Genomic DNA, 22,921 nt, shown 5'->3' on the forward strand with positions numbered 1-22,921 from the left:
TGAAATAATCAACCGACGCCAATCAGTTTCACTTTATCAGAAAAACGTTGATTTATAAGCATTTTCAGAATAGAATGTTCTTTTTTTATTAATTGAGAGTCTTGATCTATAAGTTTTACAGCAGAATCTTTTGCAAAGTCGACAATATCGGCGTCTTTAATCAAATCGCCAGCTTTAAATTCTGGAAAACCGTGCTGTACGGTTCCTATCAGTTCTCCCGGTCCGCGCATGCGCAAATCTTCTTCGGCAATTTTAAATCCATTATTTGTTTCTGTCATTATTTTAAGTCTTTTTGCCGCAGCTTTGCTTTTCAAATTTCCTACTAAAAAACAATAAGATTGTTTTTTTCCCCTTCCGATTCTTCCGCGCAGCTGATGCAATGCGGAAAGTCCGAACCTGTCGGCATGCTGTATTATCATGACCGAAGCGTTAGGCACGTCGATTCCTACTTCAATAACCGTAGTTGAAACCAAAATATCAAAATTTTTATTTTTAAACTTTTCCATTATTTCGTTTTTTTCCGAAGGTTTCATTTTTCCGTGCAGAAGTCCAACTCTATAATTTTTAAAATAGCTTTGTGAAAGTTTCTCGGTTTCTGAGATTGCAGATTTAAGGGCAATTTTATCGGATTCATCTATAAGCGGATAAACTATATATGCCTGTCCGCCATTTTGCAATTCGGAAATAGTTTTATAATAAGCTTCGCTTTCGCTTGTAAAACGCGTTTTTATGGGAATTCTACCCGGAGGCAGCTCATCGATTACTGTCATATCCATTTCACCGTAAACCGTCATGGCTAAAGCGCGTGGAATGGGAGTGGCCGTCATCATAAGAGTATCAGGATTGTCAGTTTTGTCTAATGCCGAATGTTTTTGCATAACGCCAAACCTATGTTGTTCGTCGACAACTATCAAAGCAAGATTTTTGAATTTTATCCTCTCTTCCATAAGAGCATGTGTACCTATAATTATAAGCGCCGAGCCCTTCTCGGAGGCGGAAAGTATTTTTTCCCTTTCGGTTTTCTTCTTCATAGTAGATGATGTCACCAGAACTATGTTTATATCCAATCCTGCAAGCATGTTTGAAATCGTAAGAAAATGCTGTTCGGCAAGAATTTCCGTAGGCGCGGCAATCATAGATTGAAACCCGTTTTCGCATGTAAGCAAAACGGCACTCAGAGCGACAACCGTTTTTCCAGAACCGACATCGCCCATAAGTATTCTGTTCATAGGCAGAGCGCTTTGCATATCCGCAAAAATATCATTTATGGCTTTTTTCTGAGATTTGGTAAATTCAAATTTTAGGTTTTGGCGGAAAGCTGTAAGAAAAGTTTTTTTTATCTCATAGCGGCGGTTTTTCGATTTGTTTTTTATTCTGTTTTTGGAAATTGCAAGCGCACTTTCCAAAACGAAAAATTCCTGAACTGCAAAAGCTCTTCTTGCATTTTCTGCATCATCCAAAGTCTGCGGATAATGTATTCGTCTTATCGCTTCATAAGAGCTTATTTTAGGAATATTTTTAATCTCCGGTATTATCGCAGAAATGTCGGGATATAAATTTACGGCGGTATCCAAAGCGTTTTTTACGGCTTCCCTTATCACTTTCTGATTTAATCCTTCTGTTGCAGGATAAACCGGGATTATTTTATTAAAAAAAAGTGGAACTTCCGTTTCGAAATTTCTGATTTCATAATCGTTAACCGATATGTATCTTGCTCCTGCTTCAATTTTTGTGTCCCCAAAAATATATGCCGTTTTTCCCGGCTCAAAAGCTTTTCTTATTGAAGCGAATACATCTATTTTGGAATATGGATTTTTTTTGCGAAAGAATCTGATGTAAGCCATGCCTGTATTGTCAAAAATTTCAATATCCAAAAGAAAAAGACCTGCTGAAAGTTTTCTTTCATGAGATATCCCTACTCTGCCGCATATACAGCATTGCTTATCCTTATAAGCGTCTGATACGGAAACAATATGGGTCCTGTCTTGATACTGGCTGGGGAAAAAAGTCAACAAATCGCTGACATTTTTTATGCCTAATCTTAGCAGAGACTGTGCCCTTTTCGGTCCTATTCCTTTTATATACTGTACTTCGCTGTCAAGCCGTATCATTTAAAATTCCTTCAAAATATTGCTGATTTTCAAAAAATAATTTAATGGCATTTTTTTAATTTTTGCTCTCCTTGACGGGAATTTCCAAAACATAATAAGCTTTCCCGCAAAATGCCGCACGCCAAGGCTTCAAATTTTTAACTTCTTTTATTATGTTTTTGTTTCTGTCCATAAATATCACGTCAATATTAAAACACATAAAACAAGTGTGTATTGCTCTACATTTTTTAAACAAAATCGCATAATCCGCCGATTTTTTAAACATAAATCCCAAAAGCTTGTCTTTAAATGTTCTAGCTTCCTTGATTTTCAAAGAATCTTCTTTCACTGCCAAAAGCCCCCAAATATTTTGTATAATTTCTTCATTATGAAAAAAAATATTATAGCGTTAAATTTTTCTTTCTTTTTAATTCTTGCAGGAGCGTTTTATCTCCTTACCTACCAGCTGGTAAAATATAAAACTGAAGATTTGGAAAATCTTACGATTGAAAAAGCGCGCTCGGCCGTAAGGGTTTCAGTTGCATCAATAAACAGAGCGATACAAAACTCCGACGATATATCACTTCTTACTAATATCGAATCCATTTCAAAACTTGAAAATGTCACATCTGCGTTTATCTTAGACAGAAATAATGCCGTAATTATACATAATAATACAAATGAATGGAATTCCATGAGAAAAGGTGACATCTATGACAGGTCGGTAAGCTATGACGGAGAACTTCTCCAGCTTTCCTATGACAATGACCACATTCTTTTTTCTTCACCTCTTACCAATGATTATACTTTATGTTGTATATTTTCCATGCAAAAAGCGAATGAAAATGCAAAATACTGGACAATAAAATACTTCACGGTAGCTGCGATAACTGCCGTAATACTGATTTTTATTCTTTATTTCCTTTCAAAGTTATTTGTCATCGCACCTTTTAATAGAACGAAAAAGAAAATAGAACAGGTCGTTGTAGAAACATATAAAGATGGAAAGTATGATGAAATTGCCGACATGTTTGCTACGGAAAATGAAAAGTCACTGCAAAAGATTAAATCATTGCAAGATGATAAGAAAAAACTGACTAAAATTATCGAATATTATTTGAGGGCGAATTCTCAAAATTATCAAATGTTCATAATATTGGATTCTTCAAATAATATTATATATGCTTATGACAAAATGAAAAAGTTTTTAAAAGAAGATTTTACGCAAGACAGTAATATACTTGAAGCTTCTGCAAACGCTGAAATCCTGCAGCTGATTTCCAAATCCTCACTAACTCCGGAAACCGAAATAACTGAAATAATCGATGAAAATGCAGTAACATCTTTATCACTAGGAGAAAAAGAAAATATATTTGCCACTATACTGAGCGCATTAAAGACGGAAACTTAGTAATGAATGGCAAACACTGTCCGTTTTGCAAATAAAATTAAAATTTCATATAATGCATAAATTAGTTTATAATCGGAGGATTAAAAAATGTCTTACAAATGTGTAGTATGCGGAAAAGGTTCAACTTCAGGAAACACTGTCAGCCATTCAAATAAAGCTTCAAAAAGGCTTTTCAGACCCAATCTTCAGAGCTTGAACATAGTTCTCGATGGAAAAAAGACCCGCGAATATGTATGCACTTCGTGTATAAAATCCAACAAAGTAAAAAAAGCTATATAGATACCGCTTCAAAACAGCCATAATCACCGATGTGGACGGTGGTTATGGATGCAGTAAAAAATGACTATCCACACAGCTTACTGTGAGGATGGTCATTATCATCCGTTAGGACTTTTTTTGTGTTCACGTAAATATTTTCTTATTCTGGAACGGGCTTGAGCAGTTATAGCGAATTCCAGCCAATTTTTGCTGGGTTTGATGTTTTTCCTTACCAAAATTTCACATATGTCACCTGTTTTAAGTTTAGTGTCTATCGGAACCATCTTATTATTTACTTTTGCGCCCATACATGTATCACCTATATCGGAATGAACAGTGTATGCAAAATCTAAAGCTGTGGCTCCATAAGGAAGTTTTATGACTTTTCTTTTCGGTGTAAAAACAAAAATCTGTTCGAAATCACATTCGGTTTTCAGAGTAGTTAAAAACTCTTTTGAATCCGTAGTTTCCCTCTGCCACTCCAAAAATTTTTTGAGCCAGTCAAGCCGGTCTTCAGTAAGCGCATATTTATTGTCTTCTTTAACATTTTTTCCACTGCTTTCGACTCTTTTTTTATATCTCCAATGTGCTGCAATTCCGTATTCGGCCCGCTGATGCATTTCTTCGGTTCTTACTTGTGTTTCGATTATAACTCCTTTATCTGAAATTATCGTCATATGAAGAGATTGGTACATATTCGATTTTGGGAGATTTATATAATCAGTAAACGAACCATCCACAAGTTTGAAACTCGAATTTATTATGCTCAAAATCGCATAACAATTTTCTACGGTATTAGTAATAATCCGTAGTCCAAACAAATCTTCAATCGCGGAAAAAGGTTTATTCTGTCTTTCCATCTTTCTATATATCCCATAAAGGTTTTTCGGTCTTGCAGAAATTCTGAAAGGAAATTTTGTGCCTGCAAGATTTTCTTTAAGCTGGTCTTCCACTTCTTTTAAATTGTCAGTATTGCTTTCAGCGCGTTTTTGCCATTGGGTTTTTATCATATTATATTCGAGAGGATTTAAAACTTCAAAGGCCAGATCTTCGAGTTCGCTTTTCCATTTATATATCCCCAACCTGTGTGCAAAGGGCGCGTAAAGCGTAATAGATTCCTGCGATATATTTTTTTGTTTGTCCAGATGAAGATATTTAATTGTGCGCATATTATGAAGCCTGTCGGCAAGTTTTATGATTATCACGCGTATGTCTTTAACTACCGCTAAAAGCATTTTTCTCCAGTTTTCTGCTTGTTCTGTTATATTGTCTTGAAACTGGTATTTATTGAGTTTTGTTACGCCCTTTACCAGAGAAACAACCTCTTCGCCGAACTCTTTTACAAGTTCATACTCAGTGACAAGCGTGTCTTCAAGAATGTCATGAAGCAATGCCGCGGTTACAGTTGCATGATCGATTTTCAATTCGGCAAGATTTTTTGCTACGGAAACACAGTGTATAAGATATGGATCGCCCGAAGCTCTTATTTGGTATGAATGTGCATAAGAAGCGTATTCGTAAGCTTTTTCAACGGCAGCCAGATCTTCTTTAGGAAGATAAGTTAATGTTTGCATTAAGCCGGCTTTTAATTCTCCGATTAAAGTTTCCATTATTGTACCAATGCGCTAAACGACAACAGGTATTTGCTGAAATTTTCATCATTTATTTTATATTGCTGCGACGCAGCGGAAAGTTCATAATTTTTTATTCTGATACCTAATCCGTATGTATACTTAAATTTTTCTGTATTAAAATCATCGTCGCTTACAAGTCCTAACCTTATGCATACGGATCTGTTTATGTACTGTTCCACGCCAAATCTCACAAAATTTTCCTGCAAATTTCCGAAACGGTAAAATCTTTTTTCATAATCAGTTACAAACAAAAATCCTTTAAGATGATAGCCCGTACCTGCTCTTACCGTAATCGGAAGCTGTTCCGTATTATAATCGTTCCAAAACATAAAGCCCGCAAGATTTTTAACATCTAAACCAAAAAATACATTGTTTCCTGTGGGAATTGCAAAAGACAAATCCAAACCGAAACCGTTCCCAGAAGCTATATTAGAATAAGCTTGATTTCCAAAAATTGTAGATTCTCCTATTTTCCCATAAAGATATGTCATATTTATTCCTACGCAATATCCCCTTTCACTTTTTTGTCCCATAGCAAGAGAAAGAGAATTTATGTATATCTCAGTTGTACTTCTTATTAGACCCGGCTGATTTTCCGATATTGAATTATCTGAAAGAGCCTGCCATACCAAAGCCGCCGTGTTTTGAACGAGTATAAAAGAAGTCAGTCCCTGTCCAGAAGGATCGGCGGCGGCAATAGTGTTTGGAACTGCATCGCTTTGGCGTATAATAACTGCGCTGATTTCAGCCCTTGTACCCTGTGAATATCCATACATCGCGGAGTTATAATAATAAGCGTCGTTAAATCCAATAATGCCGGTTCCTGCTTCGCCCATAGCCATCGATCTGGCGCTTGGAGCAGCTCCGTCATAACTGTTAGGCTGAGTAGGTGCCCTGCGCGCAAAAGAATTCTGCGTGAAACCTGCCATTGTTAACACTAATAACAAAATTTTAATTTTTTTCATAGCACCTGCAATTCATTTAATTTTTTGTATATTCCATTTTCCAAACGTATTAACTCTTCATGCGTTCCACTTTCTACTGCACGTCCATTATCCATAACGATAATATTTCCAGCATTTCTCACCGTAGCAAGCCTGTGCGCGATTAAAATAACCGTTCTGTTTCTCATAAGTTTGTCAACGGCTTGCTGCACAAGTTTTTCGGACTGTGAATCTAAAGCGCTTGTAGCTTCGTCAAATATAAGTATAGGCGGATTTTTAAGCATTGTTCTGGCTATAGAAATTCTTTGTTTTTCCCCGCCAGAAAGTTTTGCACCTCTTTCTCCGACAAGAGTATCATATCCATCAGGCAGAATGGAAATAAAATCATGAGCATTAGCGCTTTTAGCCGCTTCAATTATATCTTCATCCGAAGCGTCAAAATCTCCGTATGCGATATTATATTTAACTGTATTGTCAAAAAGAAATACGTCTTGAGAAACTATTCCGATATGCTCTCTTAAGGATTTAAGAGAAACTTCTTTTATATCTTGCCCATCAATTAAAATCGAGCCGGACAAAGGTTCATAAAATCTCAGCAGAAGGCTGGCAATAGTTGTTTTACCCGAACCGGAATGTCCTACAAAAGCAACCGATTGCCCACATTTAATCGTAACATTAAAATCCCTCAAAATGTTTTTATCTGTAGTATAGCCGAAAGTTACGTTTCTGTAAACGATGGACTTTTCAAAAGGTTTTAAAATTTTTGCATTCCTGCTATCTTTTATTGACGGTTCTTCATCAAGCACTTTGAATATTCTTTCGGCCGAAGCAAGTCCTGCCTGTATTTGAGAGTTTACATGAGAAAAATTTTTTATCGGCTCGTACATTTGTCCGACCGCTGCTATGAAAGCAAAAAAAGCTCCGGCGGTCCATACACCGTTAAGAACATCAACGCCTCCGAAAAACAAAACTACGGCTACCGCCGCGGCGCCTATCAAATTCATTATCGGGCTTGAACGTGCATCAACTCTTATAACTCTTAATACAAAATCATAGAACTTATCGTTTTCTTCTTTGAATTTTTTCTCTTCATGCTTTTCCGTATTATAAGCTTTTATCAGCGAAAAACCAAGCAGCATTTGCATAAGAGAAGAATAAATCTCAGCCATCTGTTTTTGTCCCTGTCTTGAAGCTTTTCTTATTTTTTTTGCAAATATTATCAAAGGAACGGCGGCAATCGGAAAACCTATAAAAACTATTAAAGAAAATTTCCAGTTCAGATAAAATGCTGCTATTAACATGCCTAAAAATGTCAGAATGTCTTTAATGAGACTTGCCGGAACTCTGACAATGGCCGTCTGTAAAGCATTTAAATCATTTGTTACCCTTGACATTATCTTTGCGGAAGAGTTATGCGTGTAAAAATCATGAGACAAGAATATGAGCTTTTCATAAAGCTCCATGCGCAAATCTCTTATGACATTCTGGCCTATATAATTGAGTAAATAACTTCTTCCATAATCGGCCAGACCTTTCAACGTAAAAATCAGTGGTACAGAAATTGCGGCAAAAGCCAGCATGAGATAATCTTTATCTATAAATATTCCGTCAATAGCTTTTTTAAGCACTGCCAGAAGAGACGTGGCAAGTCCCGCAAAAGCGCTCATAAAAACAACGGCGATAAGAAACCTTGCCATATAAGGCTTCAAATATTTAAATAATCGTTTAGACCCGAAATTTTTATTTTTGCTCATAATTTCTGCATTTTGTTAAGTTTTTTATATATTCCATTTTCAATTTTTATGAGTTCTTCATGCGTTCCGCTTCCTGCGATGTGCCCTTTATCCATAACTATTATCTTGTCGGCATTTTTTATGGTAGCGAGCCTATGCGCAATCAGAATTACCGTTCTGTTTTCCATAAGATTTTCTATGGCTTGACGAACAAGCTGTTCCGATTCCGAATCCAAAGCGCTGGTCGCTTCGTCAAGCAAAAGTATAGGTGGATTTTTAAGTATTGCTCTGGCTATTGAAATCCTTTGTTTTTCCCCGCCGGAAATTTTCATTCCTCTTTCTCCAACAAGAGTGTCGTATCCCCTCGGAAGTTTTGAAATAAAGTCATGAGCATTTGCATTTTTTGCCGCTTTTACTATATCTTCCATAGAAGCGTCAAAATGTCCATAAGCGATATTATATTTTATGGTATCGTCAAAAAGCATTACGTCCTGACTTACTATACCTATCTGTTTCCTCAGCGATTGCAGCGCGGCATTTTTAATATCAATGCCATCTATAAAAATTGTTCCACCGCATGGGTCGTAAAATCTCATGAGAAGATTTGCTATTGTAGTTTTTCCAGAACCAGAATATCCAACAAAGGCGACAGTTTGACCATTCTTAATTTCAATATTAAATTTTTTAAGAACGAGTTTATCCGGAATATATCCAAAATCCACGTCTTTATAAATTATGGATCTCTTAAACGGCGGAACAACGACTGCATTTTCCGTATCTTTTATTGAAGGCTTCTTATCAAGAATTTCAAATACTCTTTCGGCTCCGGCAAGTCCGCTTTGCAGCTGATTATTGACGATGGAAAAACTTCTGACTGGCTTATACATTTTTGTGACTGCGTAGAAAAAAACCAGAAAATCGCCCGGTGTCCACACTCCATTGATTACGTCCCTTCCCCCAAAAAATAAAATTAATCCGGCTGCAAAAGCGCCTATAACTTCTATCATAGGAGCAAGCCGCGCATCAATTCTTATCATATTTAAAGCTATATCATAGAACCTTTTATTGTCTTCTTTGAATTTTTGTATTTCATATCTTTCGCTGCAGAAAGCTCTTATTGCCGAAAAACCGCTAAGCATTTGTGAAAGAGAAGAATAAATCTCAGCCATTTGAGACTGTCCTTCCGACGCGGCTTTTTTCATTCTTCTTGAAAGCACAATAAGAGGAAAGGATATAATGGGAAGAATCAGTAGAACTACAGCGGCAAATCTCCAGTTTAAATAAAAAATATATATTCCAACTCCTATAAAAATAAGAAATTCTCTGGTAACAGTCGCAGGAACTTTGACTATAGCATTTTGTACCAAGCCCAAATCGTTTGTAATGCGCGACATTATTTTGGCTGAAGAGTTTTCCACATAAAAACTATGCGATAAAGATATAAGCTTGCCGTGAAGTTCCTTTCTCATATCCCTTATGACGTTCTCTCCAATATAGTTGAGCAGATAACTTCTTCCGTAATCTGAAATTCCCAAAACCACATAAACCGCCGGAAAAATCAGCGCCGCTCTTAAAAGCATTTCTGCGCTGTCGTTTCTCAAAAATATTTTATTTATGAAATTATTTAAAACGGTAAGAACATAAATATCCATTACGGCATATACTATCATAAATAATATGGCGGCAATAAAGCGCGGTATGTAAGGTTTTAAGTATTTCCATAATCTTTTTATTTCGATTTTCTTTTTCATCAAAACTCTCTAATCATTTAAAATTATCTCTGCGGCTCTTTTGCTTACTCCTGGCTTTCCAAGCATTTTTCTGATTTCTAAAAGTTCATTTGATTTTGAAAGATAATTTTCAGGCTTAAGCTGATGTATAACCTCAGAAGCTATTTTATCAGGTTTTGCGTCAAATTGTATAAACTCGGGTACAATCTGCCTGTTGGCAAGTATATTTGCCAAAGTTATGTATTTTACCGTTGCAATCATGCGTATGAGGAAATAATTGAAATACGAAAGTTTATACATCACTGCCATAGGTATTCCCGAAAGAGCATTTTCAAGGCTTACTGTCCCGGAAGGACATATCGCAAAATTTATCCGCTTTCTCTTTTCAAAATCATTGTCTATTTCAAGTTTTATATAGTCTGGCAGAGAACTTTTAATATTTTTATTTATGTTAAACAAAATAAATTCCGCGCCGATTCCTTTTCTAAGTATTTCTGCTGTCTCAAGTATTATCGGCATATGTCTTTGTATAACACTTTTTCTGCTTCCGGGAAACAAGCCTATGATAGGTGGTTTCGATATGTCAAAATTTGTTTTTTGTGGTACCATATCTATAAGAGGATTGCCTACAAAAACCGAATCAACACCTGCATCTTTATAAAGTTTTTCTTCAAAAGGCAGTATTACAAGCATTTTTTTTACAACAGCCGCAAGTTTTTTTATTCTTCCACTTCTGGATGCCCACACCTGGGGACTTATATAATAATAAACAGGTATATTAAATTTTTTAGCGGCTTTTGCAGCATGAATGTGAAACCCGTAATAATCAGTTAAAATGACTTTATCCGGCTTTTCCCGAAGAAAATATTGCTCGATTTTTTCAAGTGTTTTCTTTAGAAAAAAAATTTGTTTTACAGGAAAAAAACCGAAAGCGTTTATGTTTACTATATCTTCAATAAAATTGTCTGAAACGGATTTTAAATTGTCTCCTCCAACAGCAGTTATAAAACAGGAAGGATTAAGACCTTTTATTTCGCGCACAAGATTAGACGCATGAATTTCGCCGGACAAATCTCCCGCTGATATAAAAATTTTATAACTCATCAAATCTCCAAAATTTAATTTGCGGCAGAATTAAAACGCACAAGTTTTTTCCAATCTATACTGCCTTTATCATCACAGTATTCATTTGCAAATTCTTTAGTAAACTTGTTAATAACTTGGGAATATGCCTTTATAAAATCATCATTTCTTTCTTTTGCCTTACTTCCGAGCGGTTCTATAATATTTATATACAATTCACTATTACCAGATATAAACTCCCAAAACTTTTGACCGCAATACTTAAAATACACGACTTTATCCGAAACGTTATTTTTTCCATAACAACAGCCGTTGACGGCAATGATATTCATTTTTGAATTGCTTGTTCTCAAAGTCTTTTTTGCCGTATTAAAATCAGACGTCATTTTCTTTACTTGCGAACTATTTCCCCAATTCGGTCCAGATTTAATTGCGACTATGTATTTTATATTTTTATCGTCAAACTCTAAATCAATTCCCTGAATTCCTGATTTTTTGCCATTATAAACTTTTGAATTGATAAAAATTGCCAGTCCTTCAAGCCAACTGCCAAAGATTGTTTCTTCGTTTGAAGAGATATGTGCGTCAAGAATGCTTTTAACAATTTGCTCTGCCGTGAGAACATTTTTTGCCTTGAACAGATATGGATTTTTCCTTTTTAAAACTTGAGACAATTGAAGTCCGTCCAAACTTTTTATTCTTTTGTGATGAAACGTTTTTATCTCTTTTTCTACATATTTTACTACGTCTTCCATATTTAATTTTTTCATAACTCCTCTGTTGTTCAAATAAATAATGACTGCTTGGAATCAATCGCTCTTTTACCATATTATAATATTGTGGAACTATATCTATCCCGATAGAATTACGAAATAATCTTTTTGCGGCAAACAATGACGTACCGCTTCCCATAAAAGGATCCAAGACGACGTCGTATTGTTTTGTGAAAAGTTTTATAAACCATTCGGGTAATTCCTGTGGGAATGCCGCAGAATGATTTTTGTTATTACATTCTGTAGCAATATGAAGAACATTAGTGGGATAGGCTTTTTCCCTTTGCAGCCAATTGGATACATTTTTTCCAAAACCACTTCCGACTTTTGAATTATCGCGTATTTTATCCGTATCCGATAAATTTTTTAACCGCGTTTTTGCCCAATCACCCATCGGTACCATAACCGCTTCCTGATACATGTTAAATTTTTTACTTTTATTAAATTGAAGAAGATGTTCCCAGCTGTCTCTAAAGCGGTTAGGCCATTTTCCGGGATAACTGTTTTTTTTATGCCAGATAAACTCTTCCGTCCAAAACCATCCTTGTTTGCGCATAGCAAGAATAAGCTCTATTACATAAGTACTGCGTTCTCCGTTTACGGCTTTTTCTTTAATGTTTAATATAAAAGTTCCGCTTGGCTTTAAAACACGTAAAAGCTGTTCTGATATTGGAAGAAACCATTCTACATATTTATTAGGGTGTATTCCTCCATAAGTAGTCTTTCTTTGATCGGCATATGGCGGAGAAGTTATTATGAGATCTATGGAATTATCTGATATGTGTTTTAATTCGTCTTTGCTGTCACCGAGATATAAAACGGATTCTATTTTCATTGCGGCAATACCCTGCTTTAATTTTTAAAATACCATCTGCTTTAAAATATTAAGTGCCAATTCGACGGCGTCTCTGCCTTGTTCGCCGGAAACCATAGGTTTTTTGCCTTCAATTGTGCTTTTTAAAAAGTTGTCCAGCTCGTAAAACAGAGGTTCATTTGAAGGAATTTTAGGCTTCTTGATGTCTATGTCCAAAAGAGAGGTAATTTTCTCTTTGCCTTCTTTTTTCGTGTACATTTTAAGGCTCTTTCCTGCATAATCGATTGAAATATACGCGTCTGGTTGAAAAATTCTTATCCTTCTGTATTTATCTATGGATACTCTGCTTGCCGAAACGTCCGCAACACAGCCGTTTGCAAATTTTAACCGCACTTTTGCTATATCTTCGGTTTCTGAAAGAATTTTTGCGCCGTGAGCTTCAAAAGAAACGATTTTATCTTTCACGAGATAAAAAAGCATGTCCAAATCGTGTATCATTAAGTCCAGCACGACGCCTATATGCGCAGTTCTAGGGTCGTAGGACCCGAGCCTATTTACTTCTATGAATCTGGGATTGTTTATGTAAGGAGCAGCTGCTATAACTGCGGGATTAAATCTTTCGACATGCCCTACCTGCAAAATCACATTATTTTTTTGCGCGATTTCTATCAGCTCCTGAGCCTCTTCGACGTTCAGCGTAATCGGTTTTTCTACTAGACAATGTATTCCGCTTTCTAAAAGAGGTCTTGCAATTTGATAATGGAATTGAGTTGGCGCGGCGATAACGGCGGCATCTGTTTTTGAGATAATTTGTTTAAAATCCGTTAAAACTGCCGGATTTGCCGGATTTGCTTTCGCTATTTTGTTTGCTCTTTTCTCATCAGTATCAACTATAAACTCGAGCTTAGAATTTGGATGCGTCCCCAGAATCCGTGCATGATGCTGTCCAAGAGAACCCACTCCAATTACAGCGGTTCTTACTGTGCTCATTTTTTATAACCTTTTATTACTTTTATGATTTTATCGATATCCGAATCTGAAAGAGACGGATGCACAGGAAGCGAAACCACTTCTTTTGTGGCTTTTTCCGCCTGCGGACAAAGTCCCGCTTTATATCCGAGCTTTTTATAATAAGGCTGTCTGTAAAGAACTGTATCATAATATATCCCGCAGCCGATGCCGTTTTCTTTAAGATAGTTCATAAATTTATTTCTTTCACCAGCTTTTATCCTTACGGTATATTGATGGAATACATGTCTTGAACTTTTAGGAATAAAAGGCGTTTTTATAAAATCCAATTCTTTAAAAGAATTATTATATTTTTGCGCATTTTCTATTCTTTTTGAAGTCCATTTTTCGAGCTTTTTTAGCTGCTCTATACCTATTGCAGCAGCAAGATTTGTGAGCCTGTAATTGTAACCCAAAACGGTAAAAGTCGAATGCCCATCCCTGCCGTGATTTATTATCTGCCTTGCGTATTTATCGGATTTTGCATCATTTATCAAAACTATTCCGCCTTCGCCAGTCATCATGTTTTTGGTCGCATAAAAAGAAAAAGCCGCCGCATCGCCAAAAGAACCAACTTTTTTGCCTTTATATTCCGCACCGTGCGACTGACATGCGTCTTCAATCAATTTAAATTTATACTTCTTTTTCAGCTTCAATATGGCGTCCATATCACAGGCAAGCCCATAAAGATGAACGATAAGGACGGCCTTAACATTTTTTTCTTTTTTCAGTATCTTTTCGAGTTCCGCGGGGCTAATATTATATGTTTCTGGATCTATATCGGCAAAAATCGGTTTTGCGCTGCAAAACAGTATAGAGTTAGAAGTAGCTATAAACGAAAAAGGAGTAGTAACGACTTTATCGCCGGGCTTAATACCGCATGTCAAAAGCGCCGTATGCAGCGCCGCCGTTCCGTTTGCGGCAGATATTGCGAACTTTGTGCTGCAATATTGCGCAAAATCTCGTTCAAAAGTTTCTACGTATTTCCCGCTTGCAAGCATTCTGGAATCGAGAACTTCTTCTATAAGCTTTTTTTCTTCCTCTTCTATTACAGGATGAGCTATGGGAATCATTTTGTTTTTTCCTCTTCTATATTTTTTTAATATCCGCTTTTATAATCGAGTAAACATCTACATCACAAAAATGCCCGTCGTCATATTTTCCGCCGTGTCTTCTTACACCTTCGTATATCATGCCGCATTTCTGCATGACTTTAGCCGAAGATTTATTTTCTATATCGCAAAAACCTTCTATGCGATTGTAATCTGCAATATTTAACATATAATCATTTGTTGTTTTCAGAACTTCAGTCATAATTCCTTGTTTCCAATATTTTTTTAAAAGGCAAAACCCTACCTCAAGGCTTTCGATTCTTTTATTTATATCATGATAATCTATGCTGCCTATAGGCTCGTTAGAGTTTTTATTCGTTATTGCCCAAAGATAAAAATCGTCTTTTTTATAGCAGGCAACCCATGTCGAAATGATATATTTTGTCGTTTCTATGCTTTTATGCGAATCCCAGTTCATATATCTTGTTACATCATTGTCACAAGCCCATTTGAACATGGCTTGTGCGTCATCAGTCGTAAAACGCCTTAGTATAAATCTTTCCGTTGGGATAATTTGAGTTCCTGTATCTTTCATATTATACTGCGATTATAGTTACTCCGGCTTCTTTTGCTTTTTTTATGACTTCGTCTTTATCCAAAATTAAAGTAACGCCGGCCTCTATCGCCATAACCCTGGCTTTATTTTCTTTCAGAGTATCTACGGTCCTCGTACCTATTACAGGCACATCGAACCTGAAATCCTGATTAGGCTTTGCTACTTTTACTACGACAGAACCTTCTCCGCCGAGCTGGTATGCTCTTTTTATGCATTCATCGGTTCCTTCCACCGATTCAATGGCAAGAACGGATTTATCTTTTACGACGACAGTCTGCCCTATATCGAATCCCGCTATTGCTTTGGCGATTTTAAATCCGAATTCAATGTTCTTATTTTCTTGCGAAGAAAGCTTTTTTCCGGCTATAAGACCTTTTTCAGGCAGAAGGCTTTTTAAATATATATGCGACGGCATAAGTGTTATTCCATCTTTAAGAAATTCGTTTGCGATTGTTCCTAGTATGGTATCTGTTTTTTTGTTTACTAGGCTTCCCATAACTTTGATCGCACGCCAATCCATGCCTATGGCTGAATATATCTTAACATGCTTGACTTGCCCCGCCATAATGGCCGTTTCAACGCCTTCACCTTTAAGCGCATCGACGATTTTTTGGAATTTTCCGACAGAAATTGAAAAATATTTATCGCAAAGCTTATCAAGTCCTTGGTCGGCTTCTTCTTTCAAGCCCACACATATGATTTGGCCGCCGCTTTTTTTTATTTCTTCGGCGACCAGAAAAGGAAATCTTCCATTTCCTGCAATTAGACCTATTTTTTTCATATTATTAAAATTAAGACGGCCTTACTATTCCTCTTTTAGAAGTTTTTATAAACTCGACTATTTCTTTGATATAAACAGATTCTCTTTTTTCCAATTCGGCAAGGGCGTCTTTAAGCAGAAGTTTTGACATAAAAAGTATTCTGTAAGCTTCTTTAACCTCTTCTATCTCCTCAGTTTTCATGCCTCTTCTTTTCATTCCGACCAAATTTAAACCACTTAGTACCGCTCTGTCGCCATGACACATCGAATACGGTATAGTATCCATAGTTACAATCGCACCGCCGGCAGTCATAGTGCCTTTTCCTATCCTGCAAAACTGGTGTACACCTGCAAGTGCACTAAAAAAAACATTATCACCAACCTGAACATGTCCGCCGAAAACTGAAGCATTTGCGACGATTACATTGTCGCCTATAATGCAGTCATGCCCGACATGTGCTGAAATCATAAAATAACAGTTTTTGCCGACTATGGTTTTTCCGGTCTTTTTTGTGCCTCTATTGACGGTAACAAACTCTCTAAGCGTCGTACCTTCGCCTATATACACTTTTGAGGGTTCATCTTTATAACTCAAATCCTGCGGAGGCGTACCTATCGATGCGGAATTGAAAATTTTGCAGCTGCATCCGATTTCGGCATGTTCTATATATGCGTTCGAACCAACAACCGTACCAGATTTTATTGTAACGCCTTTACCGATAACCGTATAAGCTCCTATCGTGACATTTTCCTCTATAATGGCGCTTTTGTCAATAACAGCTGTATTATGAATCATTTTGCATTCCTTTACGATGAAATTTAAGGTCTGGTTATTCCCCTTTGGGAAGTTTTTATAAATGAAGTCATCTCTTTGACGTGAACTGATTGAGAGTCTTCAAGTTTTGCCAAAGCGTCTTCAAGTGACAGCTTCGACATAAACAAAATTCTGTAAGCATTTTTAATGTCTTCTATATCGGACAAAGTCATTTTCCTTCTTCTCATACCGATAATGTTAAGCCCCGCAAGCACTGCTCTGTCTCCCTGTGCCATGGCATACGGAATAATATCCATCGAAATCATAGCTCCGGCCCCTATCATGGCGGATTTTCCTATTTTACAAAACTGGTGCACACCTATGCTGCTGCTTAAAATAGCATAATCGTTTATCTTCACATGGCCGGCGATTCCCGTTGAATAACCTATTATTACGTTATTGCCGATTATGCAGTCGTGCGCTATGTGGGCGCATGCCATTAAAAGACAATTTTCACCGACTATAGTTTGTCCGCCCACCGCAGTGCCTCGATTTAAAGTTACGCCTTCTCTTACAGTTGTACCGCTGCCGACTATAACTTTTGTTTTTTCGCCTTGATATTTTAAATCCTGCGGGCGTTTTCCTATTGAAGAAAAATTAAAAATTTCACAGTTGCTGCCAATTTCAGCATATTCCATAACTGACTGGCCGTGAATTTTTGTGCCACTTTTAATCACGGTTTCAGCTCCTATAACCGTATATGGTCCTATTTCCACATTATCTTCTATAATAGCGCTTTTATCTATAACTGCCGTCTGATGTATCATGTTATTTTGTCTCTTTGTCCACTATAATGAACATAAATTCCGCCTCTGTCATAAGTTTTCCATCGACAAAAGCCTGCCCTTTCATTTTCCCGCGCCTACCGCCGTCTTTTACCACCTCAACTTTAAGCTCAAGATAATCTCCGGGCTTTACAGGCCTTCTGAACTTTACGTTGTCTATAGACATAAAATATGCAAGGCAGTTTATCATTTCTGGGCGGGAAAGAAACATAACGCAGGAAGTCTGCGCCATAGCCTCAATAATCAACACGCCTGGCATTATTGGAGCTCCGGGAAAATGCCCCTGAAAAAAACCTTCGTTTCCGCTGACACATTTGTATCCGATAGCTTTGGAAGGTTCTGTTTCGTTTATTTTTACTTTGTCAATCATTATAAAAGGATATCTGTGAGGTATGATTCTCAAAACCTCTTCATGGCTAAAAATTTTTTCTTGCGGTGCTGCCTGACTGCGCTCCATCGCTGCATCTGATTTTATGTTATCTTTTTTTATGACAGCTTTTTTTATAAATTCTTTGACAAAACCTATATTATTTTGATGACCCGGCTTATCTGCGACAATCTTTGCCTTTATGGGTTTTCCCGCCAGATAAAGATCTCCTATTAAATCCAAAGTTTTATGCCTTACAAATTCGTTGTCAAACCTCAAAGGTTCTTTATTGTGTATGCCGTCTAAAGCTATGACTATCGCATTGTCAAAAGAACCACCCAAAGCAAGCCCATTTTTTTGCAAAGCTTCTATTTCATAATCAAAACAAAAAGTTCTTGCAGAAGCGATCTCATTGCAAAAAACCTCTCTGTTGATTTCAAGCGATATTTGTTGAATTTTTAGAAAAGGATGATCAAATTCTATCGAGCAGTCTATTTCAAATTTGTCCGAAGGGTATGCTGATATTTTAGTTTTATCAGATTCAAAATGAATCGGTTCATCAATGGTCAAATATTCTTTTGGTGCATCGAGTTCTTTAATGCCTGCTTGTATTAAAGTGTCGGCAAATATTTTGGCACTTCCATCAAGTATAGGAGGTTCATTATTGTTTATTTCGATTCTTAAATTATCTATTCCCAAAGCGCAACACGAAGCCATTATATGTTCTATCGTATGAACTCTGGCATATCCTTTTCCTATAACGCTTCCCCTGATGGACATCCCTGTTACTGCATTTTTCCAATCGGCTTCTATTTCAGGTTTTTCTGGCAAGTCCACGCAGATGAACTTTATCCCATATCCCATCTCGGCTGGTTTAAATATCACCTCGCTTTTATTTCCCGTATGTAAACCTATTCCTTTTACTCGTGCTTCTTTTTGTATGGTAGTCTGTTTTGCCATTTTATTTTTTCATCTCCAGTTGTTTTTTTATTGATTTTATATCTTTATACATTTTGGGAAGTTTTCTCATCGTAGCTCTTATTTTTATGCTTTCACCGAGTTCAGCCAAAGGATTTCCGCCGACTTTATCTCCGTCAAGAAGATTTCCGCCGACTCCCGACTGGCTTGATATAATTACATTATTTCCTATCTTGATGTGTCCCGATATGCCTACTTGTGCACCAATGGTAACATTATTTCCTATTTTTGTAGATCCTGCTATGCCGCTTTGAGCCACAATTATACAGTTCTCACCGATTTGAACATTATGCGCTATCTGTACAAAATTGTCGATTTTCGTGCCCCTGCCTATTTTCGTTGTGCCTACGGCAGCTCTGTCAACGGCAGAACCCGCTCCTATTTCAACATCACTGCCTATTTCAACATTTCCTATTTGCGCGATTTTATGGTTTATGCCGTCAACTGTGGCAAAACCAAAACCATCACCGCCGATAATTACGCCGGGCTGCAAAATAACTCTATTACCGATTATCGTGTTTTCCCTTATGACTACGTTGGGATAAAAAATACAGCTTTCTCCAATTTTTGAATTTTTTCCTATATAGACATTTGGAAAAATTTTTGTCCATCCGCCTATTTCAACACCATCTTCAATTACGACATTCTGCCCTATATATACGGTATTTCCGACAAAAGCCTTTTCTGATATAGAAGCTGAAGAATGTATTCTGCTTCCTATTGCATCAATTCTTTCTTTATCGATAATCGCTAGGACTTTTGAAAAAGCATACTGTGGATTTTGCGTTTTTATAAGTGTTTTATTTTTAAATGCGGATATATCTGTATTTTGCGGAATAAGAATAACACTGGCTTTTGTTTTTAACGCTTCGGTTACATATTTTGGATTTCCTAAAAAAGAAAGATCTCCGTTTTTGGCTTGCTCCAAACCGTTTACCCCGGTTATTATTTCTTCGACGTTTCCTATAACTTCACCTGAAACAATTTTTACAAGCTCTAAAGCGGTAATTTTCATATGTCTCCCTAACGCACTTCAAGCTTTTTTATAACTTCGACGGTCACATCTTCACATTTATCGCTTCCATATAAAATGCTCTGTTTGTCAAACATAACTTCAGAATTATGCTTTACGGCTACTTCTTTTAAAACTACTTCGATGTCTTTTAAAACTGCAAGAGAATTTTTTTCTTCCATTAAATCCAGCTCATTTTTCGTCCTTTTAGATAAATCCGCAATTTCAGCTCTCTTTTGTTCAATGGACTTTTGCAAATTATCCAGTTGATTGGCAAGTTCGGAAAGAGCGGCTTCGTCTTCTACAGTTCGCGCTTCGATTATTTTTGCATTAATCTCACGCAACTGCAGCTGCACCACATCATGCTGCTTTATCATCTCTTCAATGGCGTTTTTTCTTGTATTTGCAAAATTTTTTAATTCCTCTTTAAACCTTCCAGCCATCGGATGAGAGTTAAAAACTTTTTCCATATCGACAAAAACAATACCGTTTCCGCTTCCTTTTCCGCGTTTTACTGCGCCGCTCAGCGGAATTTCTATCGCAAAAGAAACGGAATTCAAAAATAAAACCGTCAACAATGATAAAAATATTTTTTTAGAAAACATTTCCTATAGTAAAATAAAACTGTTGCAAAGTCTCGCCTTCTTTATGATTTAGTCCATATCCCCAATCAAGCCTGAGAGGGAATACTGGTGTCGCAAACCTTATGCCAAATCCCACGCCAGAACGCAGGTTATTTTGGCCCGTCCCCACACTAAAATTTATATCTTCCATTTTTTCCCATGTACCACCTATATCATAAAAAAATGCACCTTGAAGTATCGTTCTTCCTTTTTCCGCGACTATTGGGAATTTATATTCGATATTTGCAACGGTCATAAAAATGCCGCCGTCATATGGTCCGATTTCGGTTCTGTATTTGTATCCTCTTACGGTATCCGCGCCTCCAATATAAAACTTTTCATAAATAGGAACGGTATCATGTCCGCCGTATGCGGAAATGTATCCTGCATTTAAATTAAATGATAAAACAAATTTCCAGAAAGTAGGAAAAAACCAACTCGATCTTATGGTTCCTTTTATAAAATTAACATTGCCGCCCAAAGGTCCGCCGGCAAACTGAACATTTGCGACTTGCCTATTGCCCTTTGAAGCGTCAAATATATAATCTCTGGAATCATAAACAGCCTGCGCCATAATGCTTGAAGTCCTGTCTCTTGATAAGTCGGTAGCAGCTTCAATGTCTTGTTTGACGGAGTTGTCTATTTCAAATATCCTTACATGTTCGTAAGTATATCCGAACAACAATCCTATATAATCGCTGATTCTCGGTCCTATTCTCATCGAAGCTCCGACTCTGCTTTCTTTATAAGCATCAGTAGTTTTAGCATAATCTCTTTTTCTTTCTATATTGTAAGCACTCAAAGTCAAACTGGCATTTTTATTTAAAATCCAAGGATCTGTCCAATCGATTTCATAGTTTTGTCTTCTAGCTCCGAACTCCCACATCAAATTAAGTCTCTGTCCTAAACCAAATAAATTCATATGCTGAAACTGTACTGACCCGACAAAATAATCCACGGAAGAATAGCCCGCTCCAGCGGTTATCATTCCAGGTTTTCCTTCGGTAATGCTGAAAACCAAATCCATAATATCCGAAGAACCCGTAGGGAGAATTTGTGGCTCTGCCGCTTCAATAAAACCGAGATTGTATATTTTTTCCATGCTTCTGCGCACTTTTCCAGCAGACAATACCTGCCCTTCTTTTACAAGAATCTCTCTTCTTATAACTTTTTCTTTCGTGCTTATAAGACCGTCAATGTAAATATTTCCTACATAAACGAGAGAGTTTTCCATAATAGAAAGATTTACATTGACGATTCCTTCTTCATCGCCTTTATTAAACACAGGTTCAATAACCGAGTGCAAATATCCCTTATTTGAGTATGCTTCATATATTCCCTGCATGCTTTCATATATTTTACTTTGATCAAAAACATCGCCTTTTTTAACCTTTATTATTTTTTTTATTTGTTTTTCACTGATGGCTTCATTCCCTCCATAACTGATTTCCCCCATATGGTATTTAACACCTTCGCTTATATTCAAAGTTATATACATCTGCGTGCGTTCTTCATTATAAGTCATCGATGACGTCACAAATTTATAATCCATAAAACCGTTATTTTTGTAAAAAGCTTCTATTGATCTCAAATCCGTCTGGTAAGTTTCTTCTTTGAACACTTTTTTATATTTTGTCTTCATAAGTTTAAGAACTTTTTTCTTTTTAAAAGAAATAACACCTTCGATATCTGTGCCTCCGATAGTTATTTTATTTCCTTCAGTTATGAGAAATGTGATTGTCATTTTATTTGTTTCTGAATCGACGGTAGGATAAACCTCTATATTGCAGTCGGCAAAACCGCGATCGCGGTAATAGGTAAGAATTTTTAATTTTGTCTCTTCAAATTTGGATAAATCATAATAATCTTTCTCTTTTAAAGTGCTCTGTCCTTTTAATTTTCCTTTTGAAAATTCTTTATTTCCTTTAAAATTTATTGTTTCTATATATGGTTTCTCACTAACCTCATACGTAAGTATTCCAGTTGTTGCGTCAAAACGGACTTCAACATTATCAAAAAAGCCCAATTCAAGAATCGATCTAACGTCTTCTTTTGCGGCTTCGGCTGAATATATTTTCCCTTTTTTAAGACTTATGGCCGACAAGACCGCTTTTTGTCTGACATTTCCCAAACCGTCAACGACAACCTGCAATATAACTCCAGAATCCGCCAACAAAACTGTTGTAAAAGTAAAGCATAATATAACAATAAACAGAAGCTTTTTCATTAAAATTTCCCTTAAAATAAAATATCCAAACCAAAATTTATTAATCTATATATTTTATTAAAAATACATAAAAAAATCAATTTCACCGTAAAGGTGAAAGATTTTAGAATAAGTTGATAATTAAAGTCAAAAGGACTGATTTTAAGCGAAATATCTGAAACAACTGGCATTAATGAAAGAATTATTAAACGATGGCGTAAAGCAAAAAA

At 36.5% G+C, this 22,921-nt stretch carries 22 protein-coding genes; 2 read left to right on the top strand and 20 right to left on the bottom strand.

Annotation, left to right across the window (positions count from 1 at the left end):
• Window positions 1-8: 8 nt before the first annotated feature.
• The gene (recG, locus tag LBD46_08015) at window positions 9-2,111 is read right to left on the bottom strand and encodes an ATP-dependent DNA helicase RecG (GenBank protein MDR2427102.1); all 2,103 of its coding nucleotides are present in this window, start codon (window positions 2,109-2,111) and stop codon (window positions 9-11) included.
• Between the two features lie 55 nt (window positions 2,112-2,166).
• Window positions 2,167-2,439 (bottom strand): DUF192 domain-containing protein, encoded by a 273-nt coding sequence (locus LBD46_08020; GenBank protein MDR2427103.1) that lies wholly within the window; start codon window positions 2,437-2,439, stop codon window positions 2,167-2,169.
• Between the two features lie 39 nt (window positions 2,440-2,478).
• Here LBD46_08020 and LBD46_08025 point away from each other — a divergent pair, with 39 nt between their 5' ends.
• Both LBD46_08025 and rpmB read left to right on the top strand, forming a co-directional pair.
• A complete protein-coding gene (locus LBD46_08025) occupies window positions 2,479-3,501 on the top strand; it encodes a hypothetical protein (protein ID MDR2427104.1) in 1,023 nt (340 codons plus the stop codon).
• Between the two features lie 87 nt (window positions 3,502-3,588).
• Window positions 3,589-3,780, top strand: coding sequence for a 50S ribosomal protein L28 (gene rpmB, locus LBD46_08030; GenBank protein ID MDR2427105.1), 192 nt, complete (start codon window positions 3,589-3,591; stop codon window positions 3,778-3,780).
• 98 nt (window positions 3,781-3,878) lie between these two features.
• Here rpmB and LBD46_08035 read toward each other — a convergent pair whose 3' ends face one another.
• The 18 genes from LBD46_08035 to LBD46_08120 form a co-directional block, all read right to left on the bottom strand.
• Window positions 3,879-5,369 (bottom strand): RelA/SpoT family protein, encoded by a 1,491-nt coding sequence (locus tag LBD46_08035; GenBank protein ID MDR2427106.1) that lies wholly within the window; start codon window positions 5,367-5,369, stop codon window positions 3,879-3,881.
• Entirely contained in the window at window positions 5,369-6,358 is a 990-nt protein-coding gene (locus LBD46_08040) for a hypothetical protein (protein MDR2427107.1), read from the bottom strand. Before LBD46_08040 ends, LBD46_08035 begins: the two co-directional genes overlap by 1 nt.
• On the bottom strand, window positions 6,355-8,091 hold the full coding sequence (locus LBD46_08045) for an ABC transporter ATP-binding protein/permease (protein ID MDR2427108.1): 1,737 nt from the start codon (window positions 8,089-8,091) through the stop codon (window positions 6,355-6,357). Before LBD46_08045 ends, LBD46_08040 begins: the two co-directional genes overlap by 4 nt.
• Window positions 8,088-9,821 (bottom strand): ABC transporter ATP-binding protein/permease, encoded by a 1,734-nt coding sequence (locus LBD46_08050; GenBank protein ID MDR2427109.1) that lies wholly within the window; start codon window positions 9,819-9,821, stop codon window positions 8,088-8,090. The genes LBD46_08045 and LBD46_08050 overlap by 4 nt, the downstream gene beginning before the upstream one ends.
• A 9-nt stretch (window positions 9,822-9,830) precedes the next feature.
• On the bottom strand, window positions 9,831-10,904 hold the full coding sequence (gene lpxB, locus LBD46_08055) for a lipid-A-disaccharide synthase (GenBank protein MDR2427110.1): 1,074 nt from the start codon (window positions 10,902-10,904) through the stop codon (window positions 9,831-9,833).
• 14 nt (window positions 10,905-10,918) lie between these two features.
• The gene (locus tag LBD46_08060; protein MDR2427111.1) at window positions 10,919-11,581 is read right to left on the bottom strand and encodes a hypothetical protein; all 663 of its coding nucleotides are present in this window, start codon (window positions 11,579-11,581) and stop codon (window positions 10,919-10,921) included.
• A complete protein-coding gene (locus tag LBD46_08065) occupies window positions 11,481-12,491 on the bottom strand; it encodes a site-specific DNA-methyltransferase (GenBank protein ID MDR2427112.1) in 1,011 nt (336 codons plus the stop codon). Before LBD46_08065 ends, LBD46_08060 begins: the two co-directional genes overlap by 101 nt.
• 24 nt (window positions 12,492-12,515) lie before the next feature.
• On the bottom strand, window positions 12,516-13,460 hold the full coding sequence (locus LBD46_08070) for a Gfo/Idh/MocA family oxidoreductase (GenBank protein MDR2427113.1): 945 nt from the start codon (window positions 13,458-13,460) through the stop codon (window positions 12,516-12,518).
• Window positions 13,457-14,551, bottom strand: coding sequence for a DegT/DnrJ/EryC1/StrS family aminotransferase (locus LBD46_08075; protein ID MDR2427114.1), 1,095 nt, complete (start codon window positions 14,549-14,551; stop codon window positions 13,457-13,459). Before LBD46_08075 ends, LBD46_08070 begins: the two co-directional genes overlap by 4 nt.
• 16 nt (window positions 14,552-14,567) lie before the next feature.
• Window positions 14,568-15,125 carry a GNAT family N-acetyltransferase gene (locus tag LBD46_08080; protein ID MDR2427115.1) on the bottom strand — a complete coding sequence of 186 codons (558 nt, stop codon included), beginning with the start codon at window positions 15,123-15,125 and terminating at the stop codon, window positions 14,568-14,570.
• 1 nt (window position 15,126) lies between these two features.
• Window positions 15,127-15,927, bottom strand: coding sequence for a UDP-2,3-diacylglucosamine diphosphatase LpxI (gene lpxI / locus LBD46_08085; protein MDR2427116.1), 801 nt, complete (start codon window positions 15,925-15,927; stop codon window positions 15,127-15,129).
• Between the two features lie 10 nt (window positions 15,928-15,937).
• On the bottom strand, window positions 15,938-16,702 hold the full coding sequence (gene lpxA / locus LBD46_08090) for an acyl-ACP--UDP-N-acetylglucosamine O-acyltransferase (GenBank protein MDR2427117.1): 765 nt from the start codon (window positions 16,700-16,702) through the stop codon (window positions 15,938-15,940).
• Window positions 16,703-16,725: 23 nt separating this feature from the next.
• The gene (gene lpxA / locus LBD46_08095; GenBank protein ID MDR2427118.1) at window positions 16,726-17,487 is read right to left on the bottom strand and encodes an acyl-ACP--UDP-N-acetylglucosamine O-acyltransferase; all 762 of its coding nucleotides are present in this window, start codon (window positions 17,485-17,487) and stop codon (window positions 16,726-16,728) included.
• Window position 17,488: 1 nt separating this feature from the next.
• A complete protein-coding gene (locus tag LBD46_08100) occupies window positions 17,489-18,832 on the bottom strand; it encodes a bifunctional UDP-3-O-[3-hydroxymyristoyl] N-acetylglucosamine deacetylase/3-hydroxyacyl-ACP dehydratase (protein ID MDR2427119.1) in 1,344 nt (447 codons plus the stop codon).
• Window position 18,833: 1 nt separating this feature from the next.
• Window positions 18,834-19,865, bottom strand: a complete 1,032-nt coding sequence (lpxD, locus tag LBD46_08105) for a UDP-3-O-(3-hydroxymyristoyl)glucosamine N-acyltransferase (GenBank protein MDR2427120.1) — start codon at window positions 19,863-19,865, stop codon at window positions 18,834-18,836.
• A gap of 8 nt (window positions 19,866-19,873) precedes the next feature.
• Window positions 19,874-20,467, bottom strand: coding sequence for an OmpH family outer membrane protein (locus tag LBD46_08110; protein ID MDR2427121.1), 594 nt, complete (start codon window positions 20,465-20,467; stop codon window positions 19,874-19,876).
• Window positions 20,457-22,712, bottom strand: coding sequence for an outer membrane protein assembly factor BamA (gene bamA, locus LBD46_08115; GenBank protein MDR2427122.1), 2,256 nt, complete (start codon window positions 22,710-22,712; stop codon window positions 20,457-20,459). Before bamA ends, LBD46_08110 begins: the two co-directional genes overlap by 11 nt.
• An 11-nt stretch (window positions 22,713-22,723) precedes the next feature.
• Window positions 22,724-22,921 (bottom strand): hypothetical protein (locus LBD46_08120; GenBank protein ID MDR2427123.1); only part of this gene is annotated, 198 nt, incomplete at its 5' end.

The sequence above is a fragment of the Candidatus Endomicrobium procryptotermitis genome (genome assembly GCA_031279415.1).
In the GTDB taxonomy this organism is placed as follows: Bacteria; Elusimicrobiota; Endomicrobiia; order Endomicrobiales; family Endomicrobiaceae; genus Endomicrobium_B; species Endomicrobium_B procryptotermitis.